Raw genomic sequence first — 26,332 nt, 5'->3', positions numbered from 1 at the left:
ATTTCGATATGTACCAACCTAATTGGTAACATTATGCCAAGAAAAGAACAAGGATGGATCACTTTTCAAACATCAGAAGAGGAGCGCAAGATTCTCGAAGAGGTTTGTCAGCAGTCTCAGCGTACCAAAACTGAGATTTTGCGAGAACTTGTGCGTGGACTCAATCAGCCTGCGCCGACGGCTAAATCAATACCAACCAAGCAGGCACTCAAAATAGAACCAGAGGTGACTGAAATATCTGAGTTGGAAGTTATTAGCACCAAAAGACCTTTTAAGGTTAGTTCCCGTAATATTCTTAAAGGAGTCATCAAAAAAGTTGTTGTTGGTTCTGTTAACAGCGAAGTGACATTAGAAATTGTTCATCGAGTTGAGCTAACCTCGATTATCACGAGAATGTCAGCCGAGGAGCTAGAACTAACTGAGGGTGCAGAAGCTTATGCTGTAATTAAATCTAACGATATCGTTATAGCCAGAGATTAGGCGAGTAAACAGGCGTTAGGAGAGAATATCTTACTCAGCATTTATTATTCACTTTTTATATAGGAGGATAACCTGTCTTTAAAAGTTCGGTTATGCGAACGAGGAGATAAGAATTAAATTGCTAAATTAGTGGATAGTTGAGCAACATTTGAGATAGTGACCATGAGTGAAAATTCCCATCGTAATCCAGATGATTTTGCTAATGAAGCATTTAACAATAATGGGCTGTGGGAATATGTACAATCAATGAGTCCTCAAACTGTTACCCAGTTATCTAAACCTGGTTCAAGAGAAGTCCTGCAATTAATTCAGCGTGCTGTTGTGGCGACTTTGGGTAATTTACCTCATGAGCAATTTAACACAAATATTACTACCAGCCGCGAAGAGTTGAGTCAGCTTTTAGGCGCTGCAATGGTAGATGGGTATTTCCTGCGTAATGTTGAACAGCGACTGGAGTTAGAGAAATCATTTTTTCCTCTAGGTGATGAAACTCCAACTCATCTTTACTTAACAGCCGAAACTCCGGTAAATGATGAGTTGCAAGAACAAAACCAGGAAAATTAATCGAGTAACGTTTGTTTGGGAGCTTTTTTATTGTGCTTCCCTGCGGGACGCTCCGCTTAACGCGGAGCTATGCCGAAGGCTTTACGCGTGTCAGTTGTTGAAAGGATCTGCTGGTTTAATACCCCATCCCAAGAATTGGTGGTTTTTAGACATTTTTGCCATTGACCACTGACCAATAACAAAAACTTCATCCACAAGCGGGTGGAGTTTTTTATTATTAATTAAGTTTTTGAGACTAATTGATAATAAAAAGGTTATGTTTTTTGCAGCGAAAATGTTCAGTAAAATATACTGAGACCTTAGCTACAAGTAATACAGGAATCCGACTTGATTTCTGTTGGCGTAGCCTGCGCTTGCCCATAAAATTCTCAGTATTTGTAGGGTAGGCAAAGTGTACCGACTCATGGTTTTGGTCGGCATTACCCAACGCCACTTGCTCCAAGCCGGGAAACCCCGAAGTTCTGATCGTAGGATTCCTCTGTTCAGACTTCTCTTCGTCCAACGCAGTGGCTCCCCTACGTATATTTCAAAAATCAAGCATGAGTCTTATACCAGTAGTTTGTCAATCATGGTAATCATAAATTAAATGTTTATATTTACGAAGGCAAGCAAAATTACTGCTTTGATATAAGTTAGCCTTAGAGTGTGATTTTTAAACAGATTTTGTATCCAATTATTTATTTTTGGCAATTAATAATAAGTCGTAATTGCGGTGATTTACCGCCATGAGAATTTTATTAGTAGAAGATGACGAACTGATTGGCGAATTACTTGTTAAGTCGCTAACAAGTCAGCATTATACTGTTGATTTCGCCAAAGACGGACAAGAAGGCTGGGATTTTGCGGAGTTATATACTTATGATTTGATTCTGTTAGATTTGATCTTGCCTAAGCTGGATGGAATTAGTTTCTGTCGGCAGTTACGAGCTAGTGGTAATCAAACTCCTATTCTCCTGTTAACCTCCCAAGATACAAGTATCACTAAGGTTACAGGCTTAGACGCTGGAGCAGATGATTATGTGGCAAAACCTTTTGATTTTCAAGAGTTATTAGCTAGAATTCGGGCTTTATTACGTCGGGGTGGTTCAGCTTTACCGCCTCTGTTGGAATGGAATAACCTCCGGCTTGACCCAAGTACTTGTGAAGTCGCTTGTGATGGAAAACTCTTACATTTAACTCCTAAAGAATACGGTTTGCTAGAACTGTTTCTCCGCAATAGTCACCGCATTTTTAGTTGTAGCGCTTTAATAGACCAATTGTGGTCATTTGAAGAACCACCAACAGAAGATACAGTGAGATCCCATATCAAGGGATTGAGGCAAAAGCTGAAAGCAGCCGGAGTAGTTGAAGATCCCATTGATACAGTTTATGGGATTGGGTATCGGCTCAAACCGGTGCAACCAGGAAGAGAAGAAGAATTAAATACTGAAAAAGTTGTCGCTGCGATCGCCAATCCGGTCGAGAATGAGGTAAGAAAAGTCTGGGAAGATGTAGTAGAGAAAATAGAACAGCGCGTAGCCGTAATTGAACAAGCTTCTCATAAACTGCTACAGAACAAAGTCAGTGAGGAAATACTGTCAAAAGCCAAGGTAGAAGCTCACAAATTAGCTGGTTCTTTGGGAATGTTCGGCTCTGATGAGGGTTCCCAGATAGCACAAGAAATAGAATCTTTGTTAGATAATGGCAAAAAGCTGAAAGCTTCAGGTGGGAAGCATTTGGGGCAAGTGGTTGAGGCATTACACCAAGAATTAGAAAATTTAAAATCTGGGTATAAAACAGAACTATCAGTAGTTGAAACAAAAGCAGACGATCGCCCCTTGGTACTAGTTATTGATCAAGACCAGGAATTAGTCAGGGAGAGCAGGAGTCAGGGTTCAGAGGCGATCGCCCCTGGGCAATTAACAGATGCCAGAGTGATGATTGTAGACGATGACCCGCAAATATTAACTACACTCCAGACTTTACTCAGTGCTTGGGGCATCAAAGTCTATACTCTCCCTCATCCCCAGGGATTTTTGGCAGCGAGGTTAGGGAATTTAGCAGAAATAGATACGCTGACCTTGGTAGCTAATCGCCGTAAATCCACCCAGGAATTAAACCATTACCTTCAGTGGTGTCATACTCACCAGCAAACCCTGAGCTTCGCTGTTGTAAAACTGGATGGACTCAAGCAAATTAATTATAACTATGGTCATGAAATAGGCGATCGCGTCTTATCTCAACTGGGCGAACTGTTAAGGCAAATGTTCCATAGTCAAGATGTAGTCGGACGCTGGGGAGGCACAGAGTTTATCTTAGGAATGGCAGGAATAACCAAAGGTGAAGGGGTAAGGCGGCTAGGGGAATTACTGAAAACTTTCCGGCAAATTGAATTTATTAATACAAGTAATCAATCATTCCACGCCACCTTGAGCGCCGCAGTAGTGGAATATCCCCAAGATGGCGACAAACTTGAAGTGCTATATCAAGCTGCTGACATAGTTCTTCACCAATCAAAGGCAACTGGAAGAAATCGGGTGTTGAGTAGTTGAATCAGGTAAGGAACAGGAGAAAAAATTTTTATTCCCCATTCTCCACTCCCTTTTCTAGGAGAACATATAGCCGTAGCCAGATAGATTAGGACATCAAGGCAATATAAAACCCTGACAACACAAGGCTTTCAAGTCTGTCAACCGTCAACCGTCAACCGTCAACAGCTATATGTCCGAATTATTATATACATTTTTTATCTCAGTCCCTTATTGGCATCCTCATGATTGGTTATCTGGAGTCATCAAAACGATTACAGCCATCATTTCTCTGTATACAGCGTTTATATGTGTGAAACTAATTGCAAAAGCTGGGAAATTTCCTAGCCAAGTACAGTTAGAAGTAACAAATCAAAAATTGCAACAGGCAATTTTAAACAGTGCCAATTACACAATTATTTCCACCACACCAGACGGCATAATTCTGACATTTAATGCGGCTGCACAGCGATGGCTGGGATACACCGCCGAAGAAGTGATTGGTAAAAAAACCCCAGAGATGATCCACGACAAAAATGAAGTCGTGAAAGTGGCACAAGAACTATCTCAAGAATTAGGGGTAACCATTGAACCTGGATTTGAGGCTTTTGTGGCTAAAGCACGACTGGGACAGGTGGAAGAACGGGAATGGACTTACATTCGTAAAGATGGTTCGCGTTTCCCAGTGCTGCTATCTGTTACACCTTTGTATGATGCAGAGAAAAATATTACGGGTTTTCTGGGTATTGGTAGTGATATTACTGCACGCAAGGCAGCAGAAGCAGCTCTACGAGAAAGCGAATATCGTTACGCCACCCTGGCGCAAACTGCACCAGTCGGAATTTTTCGTAATGATGCTTTTGGGCGGTGCATTTTTGCCAATGAAAGAGCTTGCAATTTAATTGGTTCACCTCTCAAAGACATATTGGGTGAAGGCTGGATACAATCCTTGCATCCAGACGATCGCCTGCGTATTGTGAGGGAATGGAATCAAGCAGTACAACAAAATTTACCGTTTAAAGCAGAGTATCGTTTTCGCCATCCCAATAACGTCATTAACTGGGTGATTTACCAAGCAATCCCCGAAAGAGGAAGTAATGGAGAGGTGACAGGATACATTGGCACAATGACGGATATTAACGATCGCAAACGAGCAGAAGAAGAACTGCTTCACCTCAGCCAAGCCTTGGAAAGCGCTGTGGAAGGTATCTCTCAGTTAGATACTCAGGGACATTACATCAAAGTAAATCCAGCCTATGCCAAAATAACTGGCTACAAACCAGAAGAAATGATTGGTATGGAGTGGGCATTAACTGTCCATCCAGATGACAAAGAAAAAATGATGGCTGCCTATCACCAAATGCTGAAAAACGGCAAGGTAGAAATCGAAGCTAGAGCCATGCGTAAAGATGGTTCAGCCTTTTATAAACAAGTAGTAATGGTCAAAGCCTATAACCAACAGCAGGAATGTATAGGCCATTATTGCTTTATGAAAGATATCAGCGATCGCCGTGAAGTCGAACGTCTCAAAGATGAATTTGTCTCTGTCGTCAGTCACGAATTACGCACCCCCTTAACTTCCATTTCCGGGGCTTTAGACTTATTAGCTAGTGGAGTGGTGCCGGCAGGTTCTGAAGATGCCCAAAGGATGCTGAACATAGCCGCTAATAATACTGATAGATTGGTGCGTCTGATCAATGACATCCTAGATATTGAACGCATTGAGTCGGGAAAAATCCAAATTGCCCCCCAAGCTTGCAATGCTGCCGACTTAATGACCCAATCAGTAGAAGTTATGGAGGAATTAGCAGAGCAAGCGGGAATACAATTATCAATGTCACCTCTATCGGCTCATCTCTGGGCAGATTCTGATCGCATCATCCAAGTATTTACTAACCTCATCAGCAATGCGATTAAATTCTCCCCTACTGGTGCCACAGTTTGGGTGACTGCTAAAATTCTCGAAAAAGGGGAATTAGAAAAATCCCAAACCCCTATACCCCTATACCCCCAAACCCCTATACCCCTATACCCCCATACCCCTATTATCCTGTTTGCAGTCAAAGACCAAGGTCGGGGTATTCCGGCTGATAAACTGGAATCTATCTTTGAGCGTTTTGGGCAAGTCGATGCCTCCGATTCTCGTAAAAAAGGTGGCACAGGTTTAGGCTTGGCTATCTGTCGCAGCATTTTGCAGCATCATGGAGGACAAATCTGGGCTGAAAGCACTTCGGGCGAGGGCAGTACCTTCTCTTTTACCTTGCCAATTTTTCCAGAAGAGCAGAATAAAGAGGAAGAGTTTCTCCATCTTTCCCACGCCGCACCTCAGCAACCCACTGAATCAATCTCTCCTCTGATATTGCATTGCGATGATGATCTTTCCGTGCGGGCTGTTGTGCAAGTCATCCTCGAAAAGCAAGGTTATCGAGTCATGACCGTAGCATCAGGAAAAGAAGCTGTAGAAAAGGCGAAAGTCAACCAACCTGATGCAATTATTCTCAATCTCATGATGCCAGAGATTGATGGTTGGGAAACATTAGCACTGCTAAAACAGCAGCAAGAAACTAAAGACGTTCCCGTAATTATTCTTAGTGGTGTCATACCTGATCATAGTAAAGAACTTCCCCATGATGTTAGTGATTGGATTATCAAACCTCCCGACGTGAAGTTGTTATGCCAAGCTTTAGAAAAAGCCACCACCAAGCAACAAGTCATCAAAGTACTAGTTGTAGAAGATGACCCAGATTTAGCACAAGTATTGATTGCTATGTTCAATCGTCATGGTATTTCTACCTTCTATGCTCAAACAGGACGAGAAGCCATTCAAATTAGTCAAAATATCATTCCTGACTTTTTGGTACTAGATTTGGGATTACCCGAATGCGATGGTTTTGCCGTGGTGGACTGGTTACGGCAGTATCAGCGTTTGTATCATGTACCTTTAGTAGTTTACACAGCCCGCGATTTAGATGAGAGCGATCGCCAAAGATTAAAATTAGGGCAAACATTGTTTCTCACTAAAGGACGCATTAACCCCCAAGAATTTGAGCAGCGTGTCATTACCTTACTCAACAGAATAATTTGCAATTAGGCTAAAGAAAGGGCTGAGTCATGAGTGCTGAATCAGATATTCTACCCCTGCCTCTGCCAAAAAATAAGTGAACAGTATTGTGTTATGGCTACGAAACGCATTCTCATCATTGATGATGAATATGATATCCGAGCAGTGGCTGAACTCGCTTTAAAAGCGGTGGGTGGTTGGCAAGTCTCAACTGCTGCTTCTGGTAGTGAGGGAGTGGCTAAAGCGGCGGCTGAACAACCCGACGTAATTCTTTTAGATGTGATGATGCCCGACATGGACGGAATCGCCACCTTTCAAGCCCTACAAGCCAATCCAGTGACTCAGCCGATTCCTGTCATTTTGCTGACAGCAAAGACCCAAACCGCCGAACAGAGACGATTTGCGGAACTAGGAATACAAGCTATTATTACCAAACCCTTCAAGGCGATGAAATTGCCTGCTCAAGTTGCCGCAGCTTTAAATTGGTAAATTAAAAAGATCTCTAACTTTAGACGTATCTCCACAAGTTCTGCATTTTTCAAGTTTAAAGTTAGAAGCAACTAAGAAGATAACAGTTTAACAGTAATTTTACTTATAGGGTAATAAATAAATACCTATTACTTAGATTGGAACTTGGACATTAAATGCCAGCAATTATTTCCCACCGATAAAATAATTTAATTAATCGTTTTTTATTACCATTTAAAAAAAATGAAAGATTTAGAATTATTCCAATTTCATCTCGATAGAGCAATTTATATTTTAAGGTTTCAGGATAAAAAGCTAATTGAAACTTGGGTAACTGAATTAGATCAGCATTTAGCACCGGAATATATAGAATCATGTCTCACAGCAGCGATATTAGAATTATCAATATCTCATTCTCAAACATTTCACTGGATTTTAGATCATTTAGCTGATTGGAGACCTTATAAGCAATTACTAGAATCAGTAACTAGATTTGCTTTAAAAAAACTTGTCCAAAAAGGTTTTATGCCTGGTGGAGAATTTAGTTTTACTGCTGATGGCAAAATATTATTGACTGAAAATGCCAAAGCAACAATTATGAAAGATACTGCGAAAACTGACCGTCTCTTGCTAGAAAAAATACTCTTAACTCCCCAACAAATTCACTCACTCACAATATGATGTCTAGTATCACATTCAGTTTCGTCTTTGTTGTAAATCTCCTACTACAACCAATCCGTCAATGGCTGGAATCTCTAAAAATCAAAAATCACCGATTAGCCCGGTGGCTGTGTACAATTATTCCTGCCAGTTGTCCATTTGAAAGAGAATTTAAATGGGGCGATCGCATCCTAGTTCACATCCCGCCTCTATGTAAACTCAATCCTTTCTACGAACAGTTAATAGAAATTCGCTTTAAAGCTTTAATGTACTTAGCAGACGAATGTGGTGAAGATGTCACACAGTTCTGTTAAAAGACGAGTGGCAGAATATCTTACAGAGGCATCACAAGTCAAGACTTATACTTATCCATTTTGAGGTTTTACAGGTTCCGCAGTCACAAAATATAGCGCCGATACCAGAAAGCTGGTACTGTGGATTCTCAAGCATACTGACTGAGCTTAAAAAAAGTAGCTGATGAGTCCATGACAATTACGATCGCACTCAATACAGACACTGTTAATAATCTTGATTTATCACCTGCACATCAGGTAATCAACCAACTGCTGCAAGAGGGAAATATTGCTTCCCACGAACAGCAGTTAAGTTTTGCTATTGAATACACTCTAGAGCCTGGCGATCCCCGCGAATTGTCAGAAATCCCCGAATTAAGGCTGTGGTTTGTGCGTCTGGATGCCAAGTATCCCTGGTTGCCATTTTTACTAGATTGGAAAGCTGGTGAACTGGGGCGTTACACCGCTATGCTTGTACCACACCAATTCAGTGCAAAAGAAGGCATCCAGTACAATCCCGAAGCTTTAGAAATCTTTTTGATGCACAAGATTTTTGTTTTAAGTGACTGGTTAAAAGAACAAAAAATACCCTCGCAATCGCGTCTTAAGTCTATGGCGCAAATGCTGGGTTACGAATTAGAAGATGGGTTTTTTGAAATGTTTTAGTTGGGGACAAAAAAGTAAAAAGTAAAAAGATAAAAGATTTTTTCTTTTGACTTTTACCTTTTTACTTTTGCCTTGGACTGGGGATTGGGCGAAAATCTTGCAGTCAGTTCTCCCCCTGCCTCCCCTACCTCCGATCAACCTCCCCAAACTTTTTCTAATACAGCTTTGGGTAAAATATCTGCCACCCTACCTGTGGAAGATTTAATGCCCAAAAGTTTATCGCTGTTCGGTAATAACTTTACGGGATCTGTGGAACCAAATAGAGCAATAGTATAGGTTTGTACTGCCACACTTAAGTGCAGTGGCGCACTATCAGTGGTCAGCATTAAGTTAGCTCCAGCAATCATCGCCGTTAGTTTACCAACATTATCAGGGGAGGTCACCTTGATATCTAAAGAATAATCTCGAAGCGATCGCACAAATTGCTCATCATCTGGGCCTTGTATGACTACAACAGGCAAATCTGGCTGCTTTTGTCGAAAGTCTTGAATGATTTCCTGCCAGTTTTCCGCAGGGTAAATGGTCTCTAGGGCTTGAGGCTGAGACACCCAGCTAGAGCCACCATAAATCAAAACGTAACCTGTTTCGTTGACCCCAAGGCGTTTTTGTTCGCTATTTGCCCAGTCAATATCTGGTTTCGGCACATTTACCGCTAATTCTGGAGTAGGGGTTGTGATGCCGATGGGTGCCAGCAAGTCGTGGTAAACCGCCGCCGCGTATTGGGATGGTTTGAACGGTACAGTTTTGGTCAGAAATGATCTGCCTTTACCTTGGTAGCCGATACGGGTGGGGATTCCTGTTAACCAGAGGAATAAACCCACTAGCCAGCTTTGCCCAACAGTTATCACCACATCATACTCACGATCACGAATTGTGCCTACAAGATTTCCCCAATCGGCTAGGCTGTTACGGTCTTTGTAATCGAAGGTCAGTATATCGTTTACTGACTTGCTCACCCGGTAGGCAGCCTTTGACCGGGGTTCCACTACAACATCTAACTGAGCGTTTGGGTAATAGCGCTTCAGGTCGTCTAGAGTCGGAAAGAACAGAATTTGATCGCCAATTCCGCCAGGTACAAGGGCTACTACTCGCATAATATTTATTGACGCTTATCGCTCCTTATTTTAGGTGAATACGGGAAAGTCAAGTCGCTTCGCTCCAATTCAAAATTCAAAATTAAAGACAGCCACCCACAAGGGGGAGCCACTGCGGTGGACGGGTTCCCCGGCATAAAGGAGGCAGTGCCGTGGGGGGGTTTCCCGACTTGAGGCAACTGCCGTCAAGTGGCGTTGGAGCTTGAACCTTCCCCCAAAAAATGTCAAGTCGCGTCGCTCCAATTCAAAATAGCCTACGGCAAGGCTGTGCCAACAAAATTCAAAACTAAGTCATTTTCAATTCATAATTTTGAATTGGAGGTAGCCAAGTTTCCCTGTATTCATTCCCTAGTTTGGCATTAAAAGACAGTGTATTTACTAATTCCCGCCGCCGGCGTTGGCAAAAGAATGGGATGTGACCGCAATAAGCTGCTGCTAGAAGTGCGATCGCAACCTATTATTGCTTGGACTCTTTTAGCTGCACAAGCAGCCAGTGAAATTAGTTGGATTGGCATTATTTCCCAACCCACTGACTGGCCAGATTTTAAATCTATTCTTGCTAACTTGCAGCTGACTAAACCAGTGGAATTTATCTTAGGAGGCTCCACTAGACAAGAATCGGTTTACAACGGCTTACAGGCGCTACCAACAGCCGCAGAGCAAGTTTTAATTCATGATGGTGCTAGATGTCTGGCGACACCGAATTTACTCAACTCCTGCGCTCAAGCAATTCGTCACTGTTCCGGCTTGATTGCGGCTGTCCCTGTAAAAGACACGATTAAAGTTGTGGATGAAGATGGCATAATTCAAAATACACCAGACCGACGCAATCTTTGGGCTGCACAAACCCCCCAAGGCTTTAATGTTGAATTGTTGAAACAGTGCCACGCTGAAGGTGTTCGTCAAGGTTGGGAAGTGACTGACGATGCGGCTTTATTTGAAAAGTGCGGTATCGAAGTGCAAATTGTGGAAGGTGAGGAAACAAATTTGAAAGTAACAACTCCCCAAGATTTAGCGATCGCTGAATTTATTCTTAACAGTCGAGATAATTCGTAATTTAGGCTGCTAAAAGTCTTGTGTTTTGCTGCTTTGACGAACTTGGGTAAGCATCTTGACTGAAAATCAAAAAATATGTATAATCCCCCACATTTATTGGGAAGCATAATTAACCGTTAGAGTAAAACTAGGCAAAGGTCAACCGTCATACACTAATGACCATTGACTAATGACTAATGACTAATGACTCTTGATTAAATGAATACAGCCACAGCAACTAAGATAGAAGCGATTCTCTATTTAAAGGGTAAACCCCTATCGGTCGGTGAAATTGCCGAATATGCCGCGTGCGATCGCGCTACCGTAGAGGAAGGCATCATTGAATTAATGGACAGCTACGCCCACCGAGATAGCGCCTTGGAAGTCGTAGAAACTACAGATGGTTACAGTTTGCAACTACGTTCAGACTTCCAAGACTTAGTGCAGACAATGATTCCTGTAGAATTGGGGTTAGGTGCATTGCGGACATTAGCAGCGATCGCTCTCAATAGTCCCATCCTGCAAAGCGACTTGATTGAGCTACGCGGTTCCGGTGTATATCAACACGTACCAGAACTAGTTGAACTCGGTTTTGTCCGTAAGCGCCGAGATAATGAATCCCGTTCCTATTCACTCCAAGTCACACCAAAATTTCATCAATATTTCCAAATAGAGCAACTTCCTCAACCCTTCGACAATGACCAGAAAGAACAGCAGTTAGAACTAGACTTAGCTGTGGAGAGTAGGGGAGTAGAGAGCAGGGAGCAGGGAGCAGGGGAAACAACGGACAACGGACAACTGACAACTAACAACTGACTAAAGCACTACTCTTGTACTATGGTTTAGAGTAGAATTAGCAACTAAGCTAAAAAAAATTGCCAATGGTGTTTGATCCTGACTTCTTAAACGACAACTCCGAAGAACACACCAACCAAATTCTTTCTGACCATTTTGGGGAACACCCAAATCAGTTACTAAAGTATCTACAACATCAGTCTCCCGAAGTTCTAGCCCGTGTAGCCCAATCTGTCAGCCCGGAAATTAAACAAATTATTTCCCAGAACGTCCAAGGGTTAGTGGGAATGCTCCCCGCAGAAAATTTCAATGTCCAAATTACTACAGACAAAGAAAATCTAGCGGGGTTATTAGCATCGGCAATGATGACTGGATACTTCTTACGCCAAATGGAACAAAGGATGCAGTTAGATCATTTGTCTAATGGCTAAGTGTCAGTTATTAGTAGCTAGTAGTCAGTTGCAAAAGCAATCACAACTGACATCTGACCACTGACCACTAGCTATCTGTTGGGATAAACTCCCGACTGAACCTTTAAGGTGAGAATTTCACCACTGCGATTAACTTCGACGGCTAGGATATCTCCAACTGTGCTGGATTCGACCAATTTTTGTACCTGGGCTGATGTTTTCACCGTTTTACTATTGATTTTTTGAATTACATCACCAGGGAGCAAGCCTGCTTTTTTGGCTGGGGAATCATCCAAGACACTTTTAATTACCACCCCAGTGTCTTGTCGAATATTTAACTTGTTTTCAATATTTATTTGCTGTTTTTTGCTAGGGGACAAGTCTGTCATTTCAATCCCTAAAAACGGATGTTGTACACTCCCCTTAGTAAAAAGCTCATTAGCGACACGGGCGGCTGTTTCTATAGGAATAGCAAAGCCAAGACCTTGAGCATCTGCACGAATAGCAGTGTTAACTCCAATTACTTCCCCTTGAGCGTTTAACAAAGGCCCGCCAGAATTACCAGGGTTAATTGCTGCATCTGTTTGAATGAAACTGACTCGCTTATCAGGAACACCGACTTGGGCGCTGGTGCGGTCGGTAGCGCTGATAATGCCGATAGTCACAGTATTATCTAAACCGAGAGGATTGCCAATAGCGATCGCCCATTGTCCCGGAATGAGATTTTGCGAATTCCCCAAATCCACTGTCGGCAAGTTTTTTCCGGGGATTTTGACAACAGCTACATCTGTAATAGGGTCAACTCCCAGTACCTTCCCTTCAAAAGTCCGGCCATCCTTAAGAGTTACTTGTACGGTGTCTGTATCAGCTACTACATGAGCATTAGTGAGTAATTGCCCATCTTCGCTCAAAATAAATCCCGAACCTGTACCCCTCTCAATTCGTTCTTGCGGAATTGGCTGTTCATCTTCACCGAAAAATCGACGCAATAGAGGATTCTTTAAAACATCAGAGATGGGATTGGCGACTTTACGGGTGGCATTAATTCGCACTACAGCCGGGCCAACTTTCTGCACAGCACTAGCAATAAAATTGACATTATCCCCTCCATTATTTGCCGCAGAGCCTTTTACAGCATTAGGCGCTACAGACTCCGAGGGCAAACCGACTGTGACATTTTTGAGTTGTTGGAACGAGCGATTTTGTGGGAGGAGATAGCGACTGCCTAACAAACCTGCACTACCACCAACCACTAGTAGAGACAGATAAACGGCCAGTTGCTTTAGGGATAAATTCATAATGACTACGCTCAAGGACAGCAATGCAGTTGCTAATTTCTAAGTGTAGTCAAGCAATCCCTAACTGGACAGATAAATTTAACATAGAGTTGCTTTTTTAGGGATTGGGTAATGGGTAATTGGTAATGGGTAATTGGTAACGGGTTCTTCCCCCCAGTCCCCAGTCCCCAGTCCCTAATCTCCAATTCCCAAACTAAAATTTAAGGTTAAGGCTCTCTTGTAATTTGTCAACATGACTGTTTCCTACCGTCTGCTTTTACTCTGTAGTTTAGCCAGCACTATTGGACTGACGACTATACTCCCAAATGCAAACAAGGTTAACGCTGCTGTGGCGGGTTGCCCAATTCCAGCTTTATCTCGCTTCAAGCGCCATAAAGTGGTTCGTGGCGATACGTTAGTAACCATAGCCCAACGCTACAATCTCAGCCCGGAAACGCTGATTGGCATGAATCCATCTCTCCATGATGGTTCTTCCCCATCTGTGGGTAGCGAGTTACAAATTCCTCCTTACAACGGGGTGGTGGTGGAAGTGCCTCAGGGTCAAACTTGGCGGCAGATAGCTACGAGATACAAGGTTCGTCCTGATACTCTATTTGAGATTAATGGCTGTCAAGCAAATCCCAGAATTGTGTTTATTCCTGGGGTGAATTGGTCGCCTAATGGCTCTTTTACCCATTCTCCTAGACCTTCCACTGCTAGAGCTTCTGCTCAGTTAGCTGGCTATCCTTTTTCTCAGGCTGTGGAGGTAGGGTTACCTTATGGCTGGCAGATTAACCCCAATACGGGTGAAGTATTTTTCCACAGTGGTGTGGATTTATTGGCAGCATTGGGGACTCCTGTTGAGGCGATCGCACCAGGTACGGTAGTCTTTGCTAAGGAGCAGGGTACTTACGGCAATTTGGTCATCATTAACCACAATGGCGGACTCCAAAGCCGCTACGCCCATCTTGACAGCATAAATGTTAAGGTTGGTCAAAAAGTTAATCAAGGCCAGTTACTCGGCACTGTCGGCACTACAGGACAACCTACAGCCAAACAACCTCATCTTCATTTTGAAGTGCGTGTTAGTTCATCTCTAGGTTGGGTGGCAGAAAATCCTAAAGACTATTTGAAACCATAATCACGGACTGTTGGGTGACCTTTTGGTTGGTTTAAGTAGTTTCCTGTAACCATTTATCGATAGATTCAGTAGATTTAACAATTTGCATCCCTGCTGCTTGGAACTTAGCAAATGCGGCATCTGCTTGTTCTGTATAATCTACAACACCAGGAACCACAACAGGAGAAGAGGCATCTTCTAGTAAATAAACTTTTTTAGCAAGGGCTGTATCTACTTGTTGAATTTCTGTTAATAAATCATCAATTGTCCAAGCAACGCAATGACTTTTTGCTTGTCCAGCAATAATCACAGCATCAAATTCTAAAAGCTGCTTAATTAATTTTTGATTTTTATCAGCTAGCGGATTTTCATCAAAACCAATTAATACTTCTGGACGTAACACAGAATAATTTTCTGTTAACGGATTGTCACCCTTAATCTCAAACTGTGTTTGACTGTGACGAGCTATACCATGAAAAAATATTGCTTCTTCCACAGCAGAAACTAACGCATGACCTATACCACCCAACATAGAATGGTAAGGCCAAACAGTCAAAGGATATTTCCCATCTTGACTTAGTTGTTTTACGTAATGATAAGCGTGTTTTTCTAATAATTCATAATCCCCATGAGTAATACTGTTAGCCACATCTGGGTTAACTTTCCAAATCCCTTTTTCAATATCTGTAAGAGTAATACTAGTAGCTGCTGGTGTAGGATGTTCGCTTGACTCATTCACCCAAAATATGGGGTGAAAAATCTGCGTGGCAGTATGGGTATCTAAGGTAGGAATAATTTTTGTGATTAGACCCAAGTTGTGATAGATAAATTCACATATTCTCCGATTATCATCTACAGCACCAGTCCCAGATTCACCACCCACAAATAATTCAAATTCTGGGATGCAAAAGGTGTTCTGCACATCTATTAGCAATAAACAAATACGGATTTTATCAAAAGCTGCTGGTTGGATGTTGTGTTGTTTTGCCCATGCTTCCGCTTCTGCTGCACGTTCTTGGTAAGGTACGCGCCAAACTTCGCCAACTTTTGCTGAGTTAAAGTGTGGGGGTATAGGTAGCTGCATATGACATCTATGGTTATTTTGTTGAATCTACTGTAACCAGTGATATGAGCAATGGGCTACACCTAACCGGAGGTCAAACTAATTTAGGTTCTCGAAAATAAGACTGCACTAACGTGTAATATACCGGAACTCGCTCTTATTATTTCCTAGAAAAATTAAATTGGTCTTTTCATGATGCAAGCAACTTCACCATAACCAGGATTGCCAGTTAAACCTTGTAAATTATTATGCTCTATATCTTCATCTTGACCAAGCTTGCTTGTCCATTTACCGTCAGGTAATTGCCTAGCAACATGAGTTGGTACTTTGCTGGAATTAATATATATTGAAATTTTTTGAAATCTTGGTTCTAAACTATCATCTTGGCAAACTTCATAACCAAGTGTCCGAAATGCTGCTTGAAACGCCTCAAGAGTTTCTTCTCTAGGAACATCAGGCGGCCAATATTCTTGATTTTGAGCATCTGGCCACCACCAAGTTTGATCATCTTCTCCTGCCCATGCAACACAGTTATATTCAGTTGTATCTGGACTCGTTAACTTGTATCCGTGGATAATTAAGTTGGGATAATCACGTTCAATAAAAGTTTTTACATAGTTATCCCAAGCGTTATTACCTACCACTCATAACCCCTTTGCTTACCCCACTCCAGCCAAGCTCTAGTCATTTCTTTTGTGTTTCCTCTAAACTCCGAAGGTACAGGATCTTCTCTAGAAATAGATTTTAATGCCCAAAACCAACGTCCAGATTTTCTCTCAAGCTCTCTTAACAATAAAGGTATGATAGTTTCACCCATTCCTATTATTTGTTGATAAGCAGGGTGCATTGACATTTGATTAGTAGATGATATACCACGAGTTTCATCACGCCATTGCTTGGCTAGTGTTATGAAAGTTGATTCTATTTCTCCCTGACTAGAGGTGCTTTGAGAAAAATTAGAATTATTTTCATGCGATATTTGCAGTTCTTCTGTCTTCGTCAGTTGTGCCGCATAAGCAATTGCAGCTTTGATTTTTTCTAATGTTAGTGCTGGATAATCTTTGACTATTTCCTCAAATGTCAATCCTTCCGCAAGGTTATCAAGGATGACTGAAACCATTACTTGTGTACCTGTAATGTGTGGTTTACCATGACAAGTTTGAGGATTAATATTAATATGTTCGTGCCAGTTGGTCATGTTTTTGAATGATGTTGGTTAAGGTTGTTTATAAGCAAGTTAATCTCTAAACAGTAAATATTTTTTTTGCCATTTTTAGTAATTTAATTTTTCTTTGTTGGAATTGCTGGATATTCCAGTCGTCCAATTTTGCAAGTTCTCTATTTAAAGTTACATTGGAAAGCTCATAAAGATTTCTTTTATCAGCAAATAGCTTATTACTTGCAGTGCTATTGTTGCGTCCAGGCCAAAAAGATAAATTACCAATGTCATGCTTCCACGGTTCAAGCTCTTCTGAGATTAAATTACTATTGACGTTTTGTGGATATATATGCTCTATCGTGACTTTACTCAAATCGAAAATGCTAATCTCGTTTGGCTTTGGTTTACCATTTGCACCATTAGAGTACCAGCCAGTATGATCTTCCAAGGTAGTTAAAAAATGTCTTATGATCATCTTTTTGGAAGAATTATCTTGATAGCTTAATTTTTGCATTAATAAAGATTCAAAAGTTTCGTCAGGAGCATACTTCTCTTGTACAGCTTTTAGTTCACTTCTTAAAGTGGAAATTTTATAATCCTGAGGTGCTTGTCTGATCAACTTTGCATGGTCATAATATATTGTAGATATTTTTTCAGCGTGCGCTCCTACAATAGTAATATAACGAAAAGCAAAACGCTCTAAAATGTCTATGACTTCTATAAATTCTTTTTCTGAAAGGCAATGATAAAAACTCAATAATAGTGGTATACAAAGTGTATGCCTTAATACTTTTATTAAACGTTGTAGCCTTTCTTGTTGCCAATCGGAAGCAGTTGCTTCTCGATATGGCCATCTTCGTTCTGATACTTCTATAAAAACTTGTTGCTCGTTTTTTATATCAGAAATAGTCTTAGATACTTTTTTAGCTTCTTCAGTATCAGAACTTTCTAAAACAAATCCGGGCGGAAATTTAAATATATCATCTCGAAAAGTATCTGCTAAATTTCTCTTAGCTGCACCTTTTCCCTGATGAGAAGCATAGTAATTTCTAAAGAATTGTTCTACTTCTGTTGCTGGATAACTCAGTATTGTGTCCCAGTTATCTTCCACAACACTTTGTTCTCTTTCATGTTTTTCTAATAGTTCAAGAGTATCTGAACGAAGTTTATTTCCATCACTTAACTCTCTACCCCTATCGTTTAATACAGCAAATAACCTATAAGCTTCGCTTCTATCTTCACTTACAATATAGATTACATAACAGTCCTCTATGACAGATTTTCGTAATTGTAGAAGAGAATTAAGCTTATCAGAAACGCTAGCTTTACTAATATCACTTATAACTTTCTCAATAAGATTTGTCCTAATCGATTCCCATGCGCTTTGTAGTTTTTTATGAGAATCTCTTGAGCATTTAGGGCTACGACCATTTATTAGAGACCATTTATAAAGTAAATCTTTAGACGACTAGACGACGTAGCATAATACGAGTCATAACGGCATATATGGCAGCCTCACTCATTTCTGGGAGACGCTCATAATCCTTACTGAGACGACGGTACTGGTTTAACCAGCCAAATGTTCTTTCTACTACCCACCGTTTGGGCAAAACCTGAAATTCTTGATTAGTACGCCGGATTACCTCAACATGAGCTTGAATCATCAGCCAAACAGAGAGCGCAAATTTATCACCGTCATAGCCGGAATCAACCCAGATGACTTCAACTTTTTCCAGTAATTCTGGACGCTCTTCTAACAGTTCCATCAAAGTATAGGCGGCAAGTAATCTTTCTCCAGCATTTGCTTCACTTACAACCACTTTTAACAAAAGTCCCAGACTATCAACCAAAGTTTGCCGCTTTCGTCCTTTTACCTTCTTGCCACCATCAAAACCGTACACATCCCCCTTTTTTCAGTCGTTTTTACCGACTGGCTGTCTGCCGCGATCGCCGTGGGTTGAGTTGACTTCCCCATTTTTTGACGAACTTGATCGCGCAAAGTATGATTCATTTGCTCCCAGATACCTCGTTTTTGCCATTTACGATAGTAGCTGTAAACAGTTGAACTAGGAGGAAAATCCCCTGGAAGCATATCCCACTGACAACCTGTTTTCAGATGGTAGTAGATAGCGTTGCATACTTCTCGCATATCAGTTGTTCGGGGATGCCCACCGCATTTAGCGGGTGGAATCAAAGGAGCTAAAATTGCCCATTCTGAGTCATTAAGGTCTGTAGAATAAGACTTTCGTCTCATTGTTTCCTATGTAAATACACTCTACAAACAGTATCTTATCGCTGCCTTTTTATCTGATGGCTCTCCTTTAGATTTACTTTATAAATAGCCTCTTAGGTCTTCAAAAAAGACATGATCTGCTTTTGAGAGAGTAAGACGAAGACGAGGCTGTAATTGACCATTAATTACTTCCTTATATACTAAATATTCGTCTTTTGTCGTACTTGCATAAGATTTAGCTGCTTGTGCGATTTCTGTATTTTTTTCAATTTCAGATTCATTAGCAAGTGATTCAAAAGCATTAACAAGGGAAGCAATTGTTAATGTAAAAGTTGCTAGCCTTTGCTGACCATCTACTAAATCATATAAATTTCCTGTATAACTGTTAGGTATATGCTGTTTTATACTTACTAATCCACCAAAGAAATGCTTTCTTGGCTGGTTTGGATTAATTTTTCTTGAATTATACAGCACTAACAAATCTTTAATAAAGTCATCAATTTCTTCCTGCTCCCAATCAAAAGCTCTTTGGTATTTTGGCACTTTGAAAGGAATTCGGCGACAAAATAAATCTCCCAAGGATGTGCTTTCGGGCTGCATAGTCATAGTTTTTCTACAATAAATACACTTCTTCTATTAGAGTAGCGGAAGATACTCAATAGTGTATATTTAATAACTACTTAAGATAGATAAGTAAAAATCCCCTACCTTGCGGCAGGGGATTTTTTTACTTACCTACAAAACTAGCAGCCAGATCAACCGAACTTACCAGCAGTGGAGGCGATGAGGAAAGCTGCATAGGTGAGGACATAGCCGACGGTGAAGTGAGCTAGACCAACTACACGAGCTTGAACGATGGAGAGAGCAACGGGCTTGTCTTTCCAGCGAACGAGGTTAGCGATAGGAGTACGTTCGTGCGCCCAAACTAGGGTTTCGATCAACTCTTGCCAGTAACCTCTCCAGGAGATGAGGAACATGAAGCCAGTAGCCCAAACTAGGTGTCCGAAGAGGAACATCCACGCCCAGACAGACAGGTTGTTCACGCCGTATGGGTTGTAACCGTTGATCAACTGAGCAGAGTTAGCCCAGAGGTAGTCACGGAACCAGCCCATGAGGTAGGTGGAATTTTCGTTGAACTGAGCAACGTTACCTTGCCAAATACCTAAATGTTTCCAGTGCCAGTAGAATGTTACCCAACCTACTGTATTTAACGCCCAGAACAAAGATAGGTAGAAGGAGTCCCAAGCGGAGATGTCGCAAGTACCGCCACGGCCTGGACCATCGCAAGGGAAGGCATAACCGAAGTCCTTTTTATCGGGCATCAGTTTAGAACCACGAGCATCCAAAGCACCTTTGACTAGGATGAGGGTGGTGGTGTGCAGACCTAAGGCGATCGCATGGTGTACCAAGAAGTCGCCAGGGCCAATTGTTAAGAACAGGGAGTTAGTACCAGAGTTAATGGCATCTAACCAGCCTGGTAGCCAAACGTTGGCGTAGTTAGGATAGGCTGTGTAGGCAACGCTATCGGGGTTAGACAGCAATGTATCTAAGCCGTAGAGTACCTTACCGTGAGCAGCTTGAATGAACTGAGCAAATACTGGCTCAATCAAGATTTGCTTTTCAGGTGTTCCGAAAGCAACTACTACGTCGTTGTGAACGTATAAGCCTAAGGTGTGGAAGCCTAAGAATAGCGATACCCAGCTGAGGTGGGAGATAATCGCTTCTTTGTGCTGTAACACACGCTCAAGCACGTTACCTTTGTTTTGTTCAGGATCATAGTCACGGACTAAGAAGATAGCACCGTGAGCAAAAGCACCAACCATTAAGAAAATGGCTATGTATTGGTGGTGAGTATATAGTGCTGCCTGTGTTGTGTAGTCCTTAGCAATGAATGCGTAGGAAGGCAGAGAGTACATATGCTGCGCTACCCAAGAGGTAACAACACCCAAACAAGCTAGGTGCCAACCTAATTGGAAGTGCAGAGAGTTGTTGTAGGTGTCATAAATGCCTTGGTGAGGCATATTGAAGGGACCTTCAACAGGTTTGCCAAAGAAAGTTTTGGCATTCATCATTTCTTTGATGCTGTGACCAATACCAAAGTTGGTACGGTACATATGACCAGCAACAATGAACAGTACAGCGATCGCCAAGTGGTGATGAGCCATGTCTGTCAACCACAGGGATTCTGTTTGAGGATGGAAACCACCCAAAAAGGTCAGAATCGCTGTACCAGCACCTTGAGATGTGCTGAAAATGTGACCTGCTGTATCAGGGTTTTGAGCGTAAACACCCCAGTTGCCTGTGAAGAAGGGTTGCAAGCCTGCTGGGTGGGGTGCAGTGCTTAAGAAGTTATCCCAACCTACGTGCTGTCCGCGAGATTCGGGGATAGCAACGTGAATCAAGTGACCAGCCCAAGCTAGAGAGCTAACGCCGAACAAACCTGCTAAGTGGTGGTTCAGACGAGATTCAGCACTCTTAAACCAAGCTAGGCTAGGACGGAACTTGGGTTGTAAGTGCAACCAACCAGCAAACAAGAACAAGGACGCAAACAATAACAGGAATACTGAACCTGTGTATAGTTCGGTGTTTGTCCGCATACCGATGGTGTACCACCAGTGGTAAACACCAGAGTAAGCAATGTTTACTGGGCCGTTAGCGCCGGCTTGGGTAAAAGCTTCAATAGCTGGTTTACCGAAGTGGGGATCCCAAATTGCATGAGCAATTGGGCGGACGTGTAGAGGATCTTTAATCCACTGTTCAAAGTTACCTTGCCAGGCTACATGGAACAGGAGGCTAGAAGCCCATAAGAAAATGATTGCCAGGTGACCGAAGTGAGTAGCGAAAATCTTTTGGTAAAGATTTTCTTCGGTCATGCCGTCGTGGCTTTCAAAGTCGTTGCCCATAGCCATCGCATACCAAATGCGACGGGTAGTTGGGTCCTGTGCGAGATCCTGGCTAAATTTTGGAAATTTTGTTGCCATTGATATTTCCTCTGACCTTTAGCCATCAGGTTTCAGATTCCAGAGTTCTGAGTTTTGAGTCCTAAGTTCTGTTTTTACCCAGCACTTAGTACTCACTACTCAGTACTCTTTATAACTAATTGCTAGCCTACCGAAAGTATGTGTGCGTGGAAGAATGCCCAGGTTGTAGCAATTCCTCCCAGGAGGTAGTGAGCTACACCAACAGCGCGACCTTGAGTAATGCTGAGAGCGCGGGGTTGGATTGCAGGAGCTACCTTCAGTTTATTATGCGCCCAAACAATGGACTCAATTAATTCTTGCCAGTAGCCACGACCACTGAACAGGAACATTAAGCTGAATGCCCATACAAAGTGAGCGCCCAAGAACATTAGTCCATAAGCGGACAACGCACTTCCGTAGGAGTTGATTACTTGAGAAGCTTGCGCCCACAAGAAATCACGCAACCAGCCGTTGATTGTGATGGCACTTTGGGCAAAGTTACCACCAGTGATGTGAGACACATTACCTGCTGCGTCTACCGTTCCCCAGACATCAGACTGCATCTTCCAGCTGAAGTGGAAAATTACAATTGATAGGGAGTTGTACATCCAGAATAATCCGAGGAATACGTGATCCCAACCGGATACTTGACAAGTACCACCACGACCAGGACCATCGCAAGGGAAGCGGAAGCCCAGATTAGCTTTGTCTGGAATCAGACGAGAGCTGCGGGCGAACAATACACCTTTCAACAGAATTAGAACTGTTACGTGAATGGTGAAGGCGTGGATGTGGTGAATCAAGAAGTCGGCTGTACCTAATGCGATAGGCATCATTGCGACTTTGCCACCTACAGCCAATACACCGCCGCCAAAGGCGTAGCTAACAGGTTCTAAAGCGTTTGGTGCAGTGCCACCAGGAGCTAGGGTGTGCAGGTTTTGTACCCACTGAGCAAATACCGGCTGCAACTGAATTGCTGTGTCGGAGAACATATCTTGGGGACGACCCAAGGCACGCATTGTGTCGTTGTGGATGTATAAACCAAAGCTGTGGAAGCCAAGGAAAATACAAACCCAGTTCAGGTGGGAAATAATTGCATCTCTGTGACGAATCACCCGATCCAATACGTTGTTTTGGTTAACAACAGGATCGTAATCCCGCACCATAAATATTGCTGCGTGAGCAGCACCACCGACGATGAGGAATCCGCCGATCCAAATGTGGTGGGTGAAGATACACAACTGTGTTGCGTAGTCAGTTGCTAAGTATGGGTAGGGAGGCATCGCGTACATATGGTGCGCGATGATGATTGTCAAGGAACCCAAGAAAGCAAGGTTAGTTGCTAATTGAGCGTGCCAAGATGTGGTCAGGTTTTCGTAGAGACCTTTGTGGCCTTCACCTGTGAAGGGGCCTTTGTGGTTCTCTAGAATTTCTTTGATGCTGTGACCGATACCCCAGTTGGTGCGGTATTGGTGTCCTGCAATGATGAACACTACAGCGATCGCTAGGTGGTGGTGAGCAATGTCAGTCATCCACAAGCCACCGGTTACAGGGTTTAAACCGCCCTTGAAGGTCAAGAAGTCAGCGTACTGACCCCAATTCAAGGTGAAGAAAGGTGTTAAACCAGCAGCAAAGCCGGGGAATAAATCAATCAACAGGCTCTTGTTGAGGATGAACTCGTGAGGCAAGGGGATATCTTTAACTGCGACCCCTGCATCCATTAGCTTGTTGATTGGTGCGGAGACGTGAATTAAGTGTCCAGCCCATCCTAAGGAACCGCAGCCTAGCAAGACTTGCAGGTGGTGGTTCAACATCGACTCCACATTCTGGAACCATTCCAGTTTGGGAGCGCGTTTATGGTAGTGGAACCAGCCAGCAAATAGGAACAAGCCTGCTAATACCAAGCCGCCGATAGCTGTGCAGTAAAGCTGGAAGGAGTTGGTGATACCCCAGCCACGCCATACTTGGAACAAGCCTGAGGTGATCTGAATACCGTGGAATCCACCACCGACATCACCATTCAATATGTCTTGTCCAACAATGGGCCAAACGACTTGAGCACTGGGTCTCACGTTCAACGGGTCACTTAACCAGGCTTCGTAGTTAGAAAACTTCGCGCCATGGAAAATCATCCCGCTCAACCAAATTGTCACAACTGCCAGGTGGCCGAAGTGCGCCGCAAATATTTTGCGGGAGATGTCTTCTAAATCGCTTGTATGTGTATCAAAATCGTGGGCGAGAGCGTGGAGGTTCCAAATCCATGTGGTGGTTTTTGGACCTCTAGCGAGAGTTCTGTCGAAGTGTCCTGGCTGAGCCCATTTTTCAAATGAGGTAGGAACCGGATCTTTATCGACGATTACTCTTGCTTTCTTTTCCTCTCGCTCCGGAGGACTAATTGTCATTCGACCTCCTCTGGTGATAAGGAATGAGGAATCATGAAACCACAAAGTGATACTTAGTCGCTTTCTCCAGAGTGTGGCTGGAGCAGCGATGAAAGCGCTATGTGGAAATTTGTTTCTGTTGAATTATAAAGTCTTTACTTGTACTTTGTTAGACACATTTTAACAATAATTCAAAATAGCCAGAATATTTGTCTAATCTGCCTTTTCACTGCAAAGTGTTTAGCAAAAAGTCAATACTTTCTCTATTTAATTTACAAAGGATAACAATTCGTAAAACTTATGTCCTCTGATACCAAAACAACGACAAATTTGCTGAGTTTGCTTTGGGTATATTTATTTTCATCTAGTTTTTGATGTTTACAACAAATTGTAAAAAAAATCCTGATTTTTAATTTTTACTAAAAACTCATGGTATGTGATGAAGATTTCAGCTTGTAGGTGATAGTAGGCGATCGCTCAATTCAGCCACAATAATTGCAGTTGTTCAAGACTATAACTAGGTATAAGGTATGAACCCTTGGCACAAAAGGCCTTTCAGGAAAGTTCTTCTGGGAAGTTCGACTATTTTGAGGTGGCTGATCACACTAGTACTAGTCTTAGGTTTGGCTAGTTGTAGTGAGAAAGCTGTTAGTCAACAGGTATCCATTAGTGCAAGAGACAAACCTCAGCAGATTTCTCAGCAATTTTCCGAAGTCTCACCACCAGATGTGATTCAAGAATTACGTTCTAATTTAGAAATTTATCAACCACAGGTGACAATAGTTAACCCTCAACCAGAGGAAGTGATTAGTGACAATACTGTCTCGGTGAGGTTCCAAGTTAAGGATCTGCCAATTTTTAAGCATCCTCAATGGCAGTTAGGCCCTTATCTACACGTAATTGTGGATAATCAACCTTATATACCCGTTTATGACTTAAGTCAGCCTTTGGTGTTGTCTGACTTGTCTCCAGGTACTCATACTCTGCGCGTCTTTGCTTCCCGTCCTTGGCATGAAAGTTTTAAAAATGAGGGTGCTTACGCCCAGACGACATTTCACGTTTTTACGAAAAGCGACGACAATAATCCAGACTCCAGACTACCTCTATTGACTTACAGCAGTCCTCAAGGCAGTTATGGGGCAGAACCAATCTTGTTAGATTTTTACCTGGCTAACGCCCCTTTACATCTAGCTGCGAAAGAGCAATCCAATGACCAATTTAGTGATTGGCGTATTCGCTGCACTATAAATGGTGAGAGCTTTGTATTTGATCGCTGGCAAGCAGTTTACCTCAAAGGCTTTAAGCCTGGAAAAAATTGGGTGAAGCTGGAATTCCTGGATAATCAAGGAAATCCAGTCAAGAATGCTTTTAATACTACAGTCAGACTTTTTGACTACCAACCCAATAGTAAAGATACTTTGTCCAGAATTGTTAGGGGAGAATTGAACGCTGAGGAAGTACGTGGCATTGTAGACCCGATTTATGTGGCTAAACCATCGGTTGCAGAACCAACACCTGTGGCAACTCCTAGCCCAGAACCAGAAAAGTCAGCGTTACCGGAAGTTACGGAAATAGTCCCTACCCCTGAAGCTACTGAACCACCACAAACAACAACTCTTGAACCAGAAAAACCTAAAGGCGGTGGATTCTTTAGCCGCCCTCGTCCTCAACCATCTCCTAGTCTGACTCCGACATTACCAGAGGTAACTGAGTCGCCTCTACCACAACCAGAGGTGACACCCATACCATCACCCACAATTACCCCGGAACCGCAACCAGAGGTAACACCCACAGCATCACCGACAGTTACCCCAGAACCACAGCCAGAGGTAACACCCACAGCATCACCGACAATTACCCCAGAACCACAGCCAGAGGTAACACCTACATCACCAGCTGAATTAGAAAAACCAGTGACTCAACGGAAGAAAGTCAACTTGGGCGATTACTTCAAACGTCGTCCCCGCCCTACAGTAACGCCAACACCTACAGTCACAGAACAGCCGACAGAATCATCAGAATCTAGTTGAGTGAATTTCATCGGTACGGTGTGTTGTCGCCTAGCGCAACGCACCATCCGAGATTTTTGGTGCGTTCCCCACTAGA

23 protein-coding genes are annotated in these 26,332 nt (G+C 42.5%); 13 read left to right on the top strand and 10 right to left on the bottom strand.

What is annotated here, in order from left to right; genetic code table 11:
• Positions 1–33 precede the first annotated feature (33 nt).
• The 8 genes from ACN222_RS25830 to ACN222_RS25795 all read left to right on the top strand — a co-directional run bounded on the left by ACN222_RS25830 (position 34) and on the right by ACN222_RS25795 (position 8,699).
• Positions 34–480 carry a TOBE domain-containing protein gene (locus ACN222_RS25830; RefSeq protein ID WP_010999301.1) on the top strand — a complete coding sequence of 149 codons (447 nt, stop codon included), beginning with the start codon at positions 34–36 and terminating at the stop codon, positions 478–480.
• Between the two features lie 162 nt (positions 481–642).
• On the top strand, positions 643–1,044 hold the full coding sequence (locus ACN222_RS25825) for a DUF760 domain-containing protein (RefSeq protein WP_044522544.1): 402 nt from the start codon (positions 643–645) through the stop codon (positions 1,042–1,044).
• A 725-nt stretch (positions 1,045–1,769) separates the two neighbouring features.
• A complete protein-coding gene (locus ACN222_RS25820) occupies positions 1,770–3,575 on the top strand; it encodes a diguanylate cyclase (protein ID WP_010999298.1) in 1,806 nt (601 codons plus the stop codon).
• Between the two features lie 169 nt (positions 3,576–3,744).
• The gene (locus ACN222_RS25815; RefSeq protein ID WP_010999297.1) at positions 3,745–6,642 is read left to right on the top strand and encodes a PAS domain S-box protein; all 2,898 of its coding nucleotides are present in this window, start codon (positions 3,745–3,747) and stop codon (positions 6,640–6,642) included.
• An 84-nt stretch (positions 6,643–6,726) separates the two neighbouring features.
• Positions 6,727–7,101 carry a response regulator gene (locus tag ACN222_RS25810; protein ID WP_010999296.1) on the top strand — a complete coding sequence of 125 codons (375 nt, stop codon included), beginning with the start codon at positions 6,727–6,729 and terminating at the stop codon, positions 7,099–7,101.
• A 222-nt stretch (positions 7,102–7,323) separates the two neighbouring features.
• A complete protein-coding gene (locus tag ACN222_RS25805) occupies positions 7,324–7,761 on the top strand; it encodes a hypothetical protein (RefSeq protein WP_010999295.1) in 438 nt (145 codons plus the stop codon).
• Positions 7,758–8,054, top strand: coding sequence for a Mo-dependent nitrogenase C-terminal domain-containing protein (locus tag ACN222_RS25800; RefSeq protein ID WP_010999294.1), 297 nt, complete (start codon positions 7,758–7,760; stop codon positions 8,052–8,054). Before ACN222_RS25805 ends, ACN222_RS25800 begins: the two co-directional genes overlap by 4 nt.
• Before the next feature lie 171 nt (positions 8,055–8,225).
• Positions 8,226–8,699 (top strand): CRR6 family NdhI maturation factor, encoded by a 474-nt coding sequence (locus tag ACN222_RS25795; protein WP_010999293.1) that lies wholly within the window; start codon positions 8,226–8,228, stop codon positions 8,697–8,699.
• Positions 8,700–8,833: 134 nt separating this feature from the next.
• On the opposite strand, the gene ACN222_RS25790 is transcribed toward ACN222_RS25795, so the two are convergent.
• Entirely contained in the window at positions 8,834–9,793 is a 960-nt protein-coding gene (locus ACN222_RS25790) for a glycosyltransferase family 9 protein (RefSeq protein WP_010999292.1), read from the bottom strand.
• A 369-nt stretch (positions 9,794–10,162) separates the two neighbouring features.
• On the opposite strand from ACN222_RS25790, the gene ispD reads away from it, so the two are divergent.
• The 3 genes from ispD (at position 10,163) to ACN222_RS25775 (ending at position 12,054) form a co-directional block, all read left to right on the top strand.
• On the top strand, positions 10,163–10,849 hold the full coding sequence (gene ispD / locus ACN222_RS25785; RefSeq protein WP_010999291.1) for a 2-C-methyl-D-erythritol 4-phosphate cytidylyltransferase: 687 nt from the start codon (positions 10,163–10,165) through the stop codon (positions 10,847–10,849).
• Positions 10,850–11,047: 198 nt separating this feature from the next.
• On the top strand, positions 11,048–11,644 hold the full coding sequence (gene scpB / locus ACN222_RS25780) for an SMC-Scp complex subunit ScpB (protein WP_010999290.1): 597 nt from the start codon (positions 11,048–11,050) through the stop codon (positions 11,642–11,644).
• A gap of 65 nt (positions 11,645–11,709) precedes the next feature.
• Positions 11,710–12,054, top strand: a complete 345-nt coding sequence (locus ACN222_RS25775; protein ID WP_010999289.1) for a DUF760 domain-containing protein — start codon at positions 11,710–11,712, stop codon at positions 12,052–12,054.
• A gap of 71 nt (positions 12,055–12,125) precedes the next feature.
• On the opposite strand, the gene ACN222_RS25770 is transcribed toward ACN222_RS25775, so the two are convergent.
• On the bottom strand, positions 12,126–13,331 hold the full coding sequence (locus ACN222_RS25770; RefSeq protein ID WP_010999288.1) for an HhoA/HhoB/HtrA family serine endopeptidase: 1,206 nt from the start codon (positions 13,329–13,331) through the stop codon (positions 12,126–12,128).
• A gap of 232 nt (positions 13,332–13,563) precedes the next feature.
• On the opposite strand from ACN222_RS25770, the gene ACN222_RS25765 reads away from it, so the two are divergent.
• On the top strand, positions 13,564–14,451 hold the full coding sequence (locus tag ACN222_RS25765; RefSeq protein ID WP_010999287.1) for a LysM peptidoglycan-binding domain-containing M23 family metallopeptidase: 888 nt from the start codon (positions 13,564–13,566) through the stop codon (positions 14,449–14,451).
• A 31-nt stretch (positions 14,452–14,482) separates the two neighbouring features.
• Here ACN222_RS25765 and ACN222_RS25760 read toward each other — a convergent pair whose 3' ends face one another.
• From ACN222_RS25760 to psaA, 8 genes are all read right to left on the bottom strand, one after another.
• The gene (locus ACN222_RS25760) at positions 14,483–15,514 is read right to left on the bottom strand and encodes a cysteine hydrolase family protein (protein ID WP_010999286.1); all 1,032 of its coding nucleotides are present in this window, start codon (positions 15,512–15,514) and stop codon (positions 14,483–14,485) included.
• Positions 15,515–15,669: 155 nt separating this feature from the next.
• On the bottom strand, positions 15,670–16,137 hold the full coding sequence (locus tag ACN222_RS25755) for a DUF7689 domain-containing protein (protein ID WP_010999285.1): 468 nt from the start codon (positions 16,135–16,137) through the stop codon (positions 15,670–15,672).
• A complete protein-coding gene (locus ACN222_RS25750; protein WP_010999284.1) occupies positions 16,131–16,691 on the bottom strand; it encodes a DUF433 domain-containing protein in 561 nt (186 codons plus the stop codon). Before ACN222_RS25750 ends, ACN222_RS25755 begins: the two co-directional genes overlap by 7 nt.
• 46 nt (positions 16,692–16,737) lie before the next feature.
• Positions 16,738–17,763 (bottom strand): HNH endonuclease family protein, encoded by a 1,026-nt coding sequence (locus ACN222_RS25745; RefSeq protein WP_010999283.1) that lies wholly within the window; start codon positions 17,761–17,763, stop codon positions 16,738–16,740.
• Between the two features lie 349 nt (positions 17,764–18,112).
• A protein-coding gene (locus ACN222_RS25740; RefSeq protein WP_096637171.1) for an IS5 family transposase occupies positions 18,113–18,906 on the bottom strand; the annotation gives its coding sequence in 2 pieces (ribosomal slippage) (positions 18,113–18,567 and positions 18,567–18,906; 795 coding nt in all).
• Positions 18,907–18,984: 78 nt separating this feature from the next.
• Positions 18,985–19,485: a DUF262 domain-containing protein gene (locus ACN222_RS25735; RefSeq protein ID WP_158303727.1), complete on the bottom strand. Its 501-nt coding sequence runs from the start codon at positions 19,483–19,485 to the stop codon at positions 18,985–18,987.
• Positions 19,486–19,640: 155 nt separating this feature from the next.
• Positions 19,641–21,866, bottom strand: coding sequence for a photosystem I core protein PsaB (psaB, locus tag ACN222_RS25730; protein WP_010999281.1), 2,226 nt, complete (start codon positions 21,864–21,866; stop codon positions 19,641–19,643).
• A gap of 122 nt (positions 21,867–21,988) precedes the next feature.
• Complete coding sequence (gene psaA / locus ACN222_RS25725; RefSeq protein WP_010999280.1) at positions 21,989–24,247, bottom strand: photosystem I core protein PsaA; 2,259 nt, start codon at positions 24,245–24,247, stop codon at positions 21,989–21,991.
• A 509-nt stretch (positions 24,248–24,756) separates the two neighbouring features.
• Between psaA and ACN222_RS25720 the strand changes: the two genes are divergently transcribed.
• A complete protein-coding gene (locus ACN222_RS25720; RefSeq protein WP_096637216.1) occupies positions 24,757–26,256 on the top strand; it encodes a hypothetical protein in 1,500 nt (499 codons plus the stop codon).
• Positions 26,257–26,332 lie beyond the last annotated feature (76 nt).

The sequence above is a fragment of the Anabaena sp. FACHB-595 genome, from assembly GCF_048568275.1.
Taxonomy (GTDB): Bacteria; Cyanobacteriota; Cyanobacteriia; order Cyanobacteriales; family Nostocaceae; genus Trichormus.
This window is presented reverse-complemented; position numbering and strand designations above follow the sequence as displayed.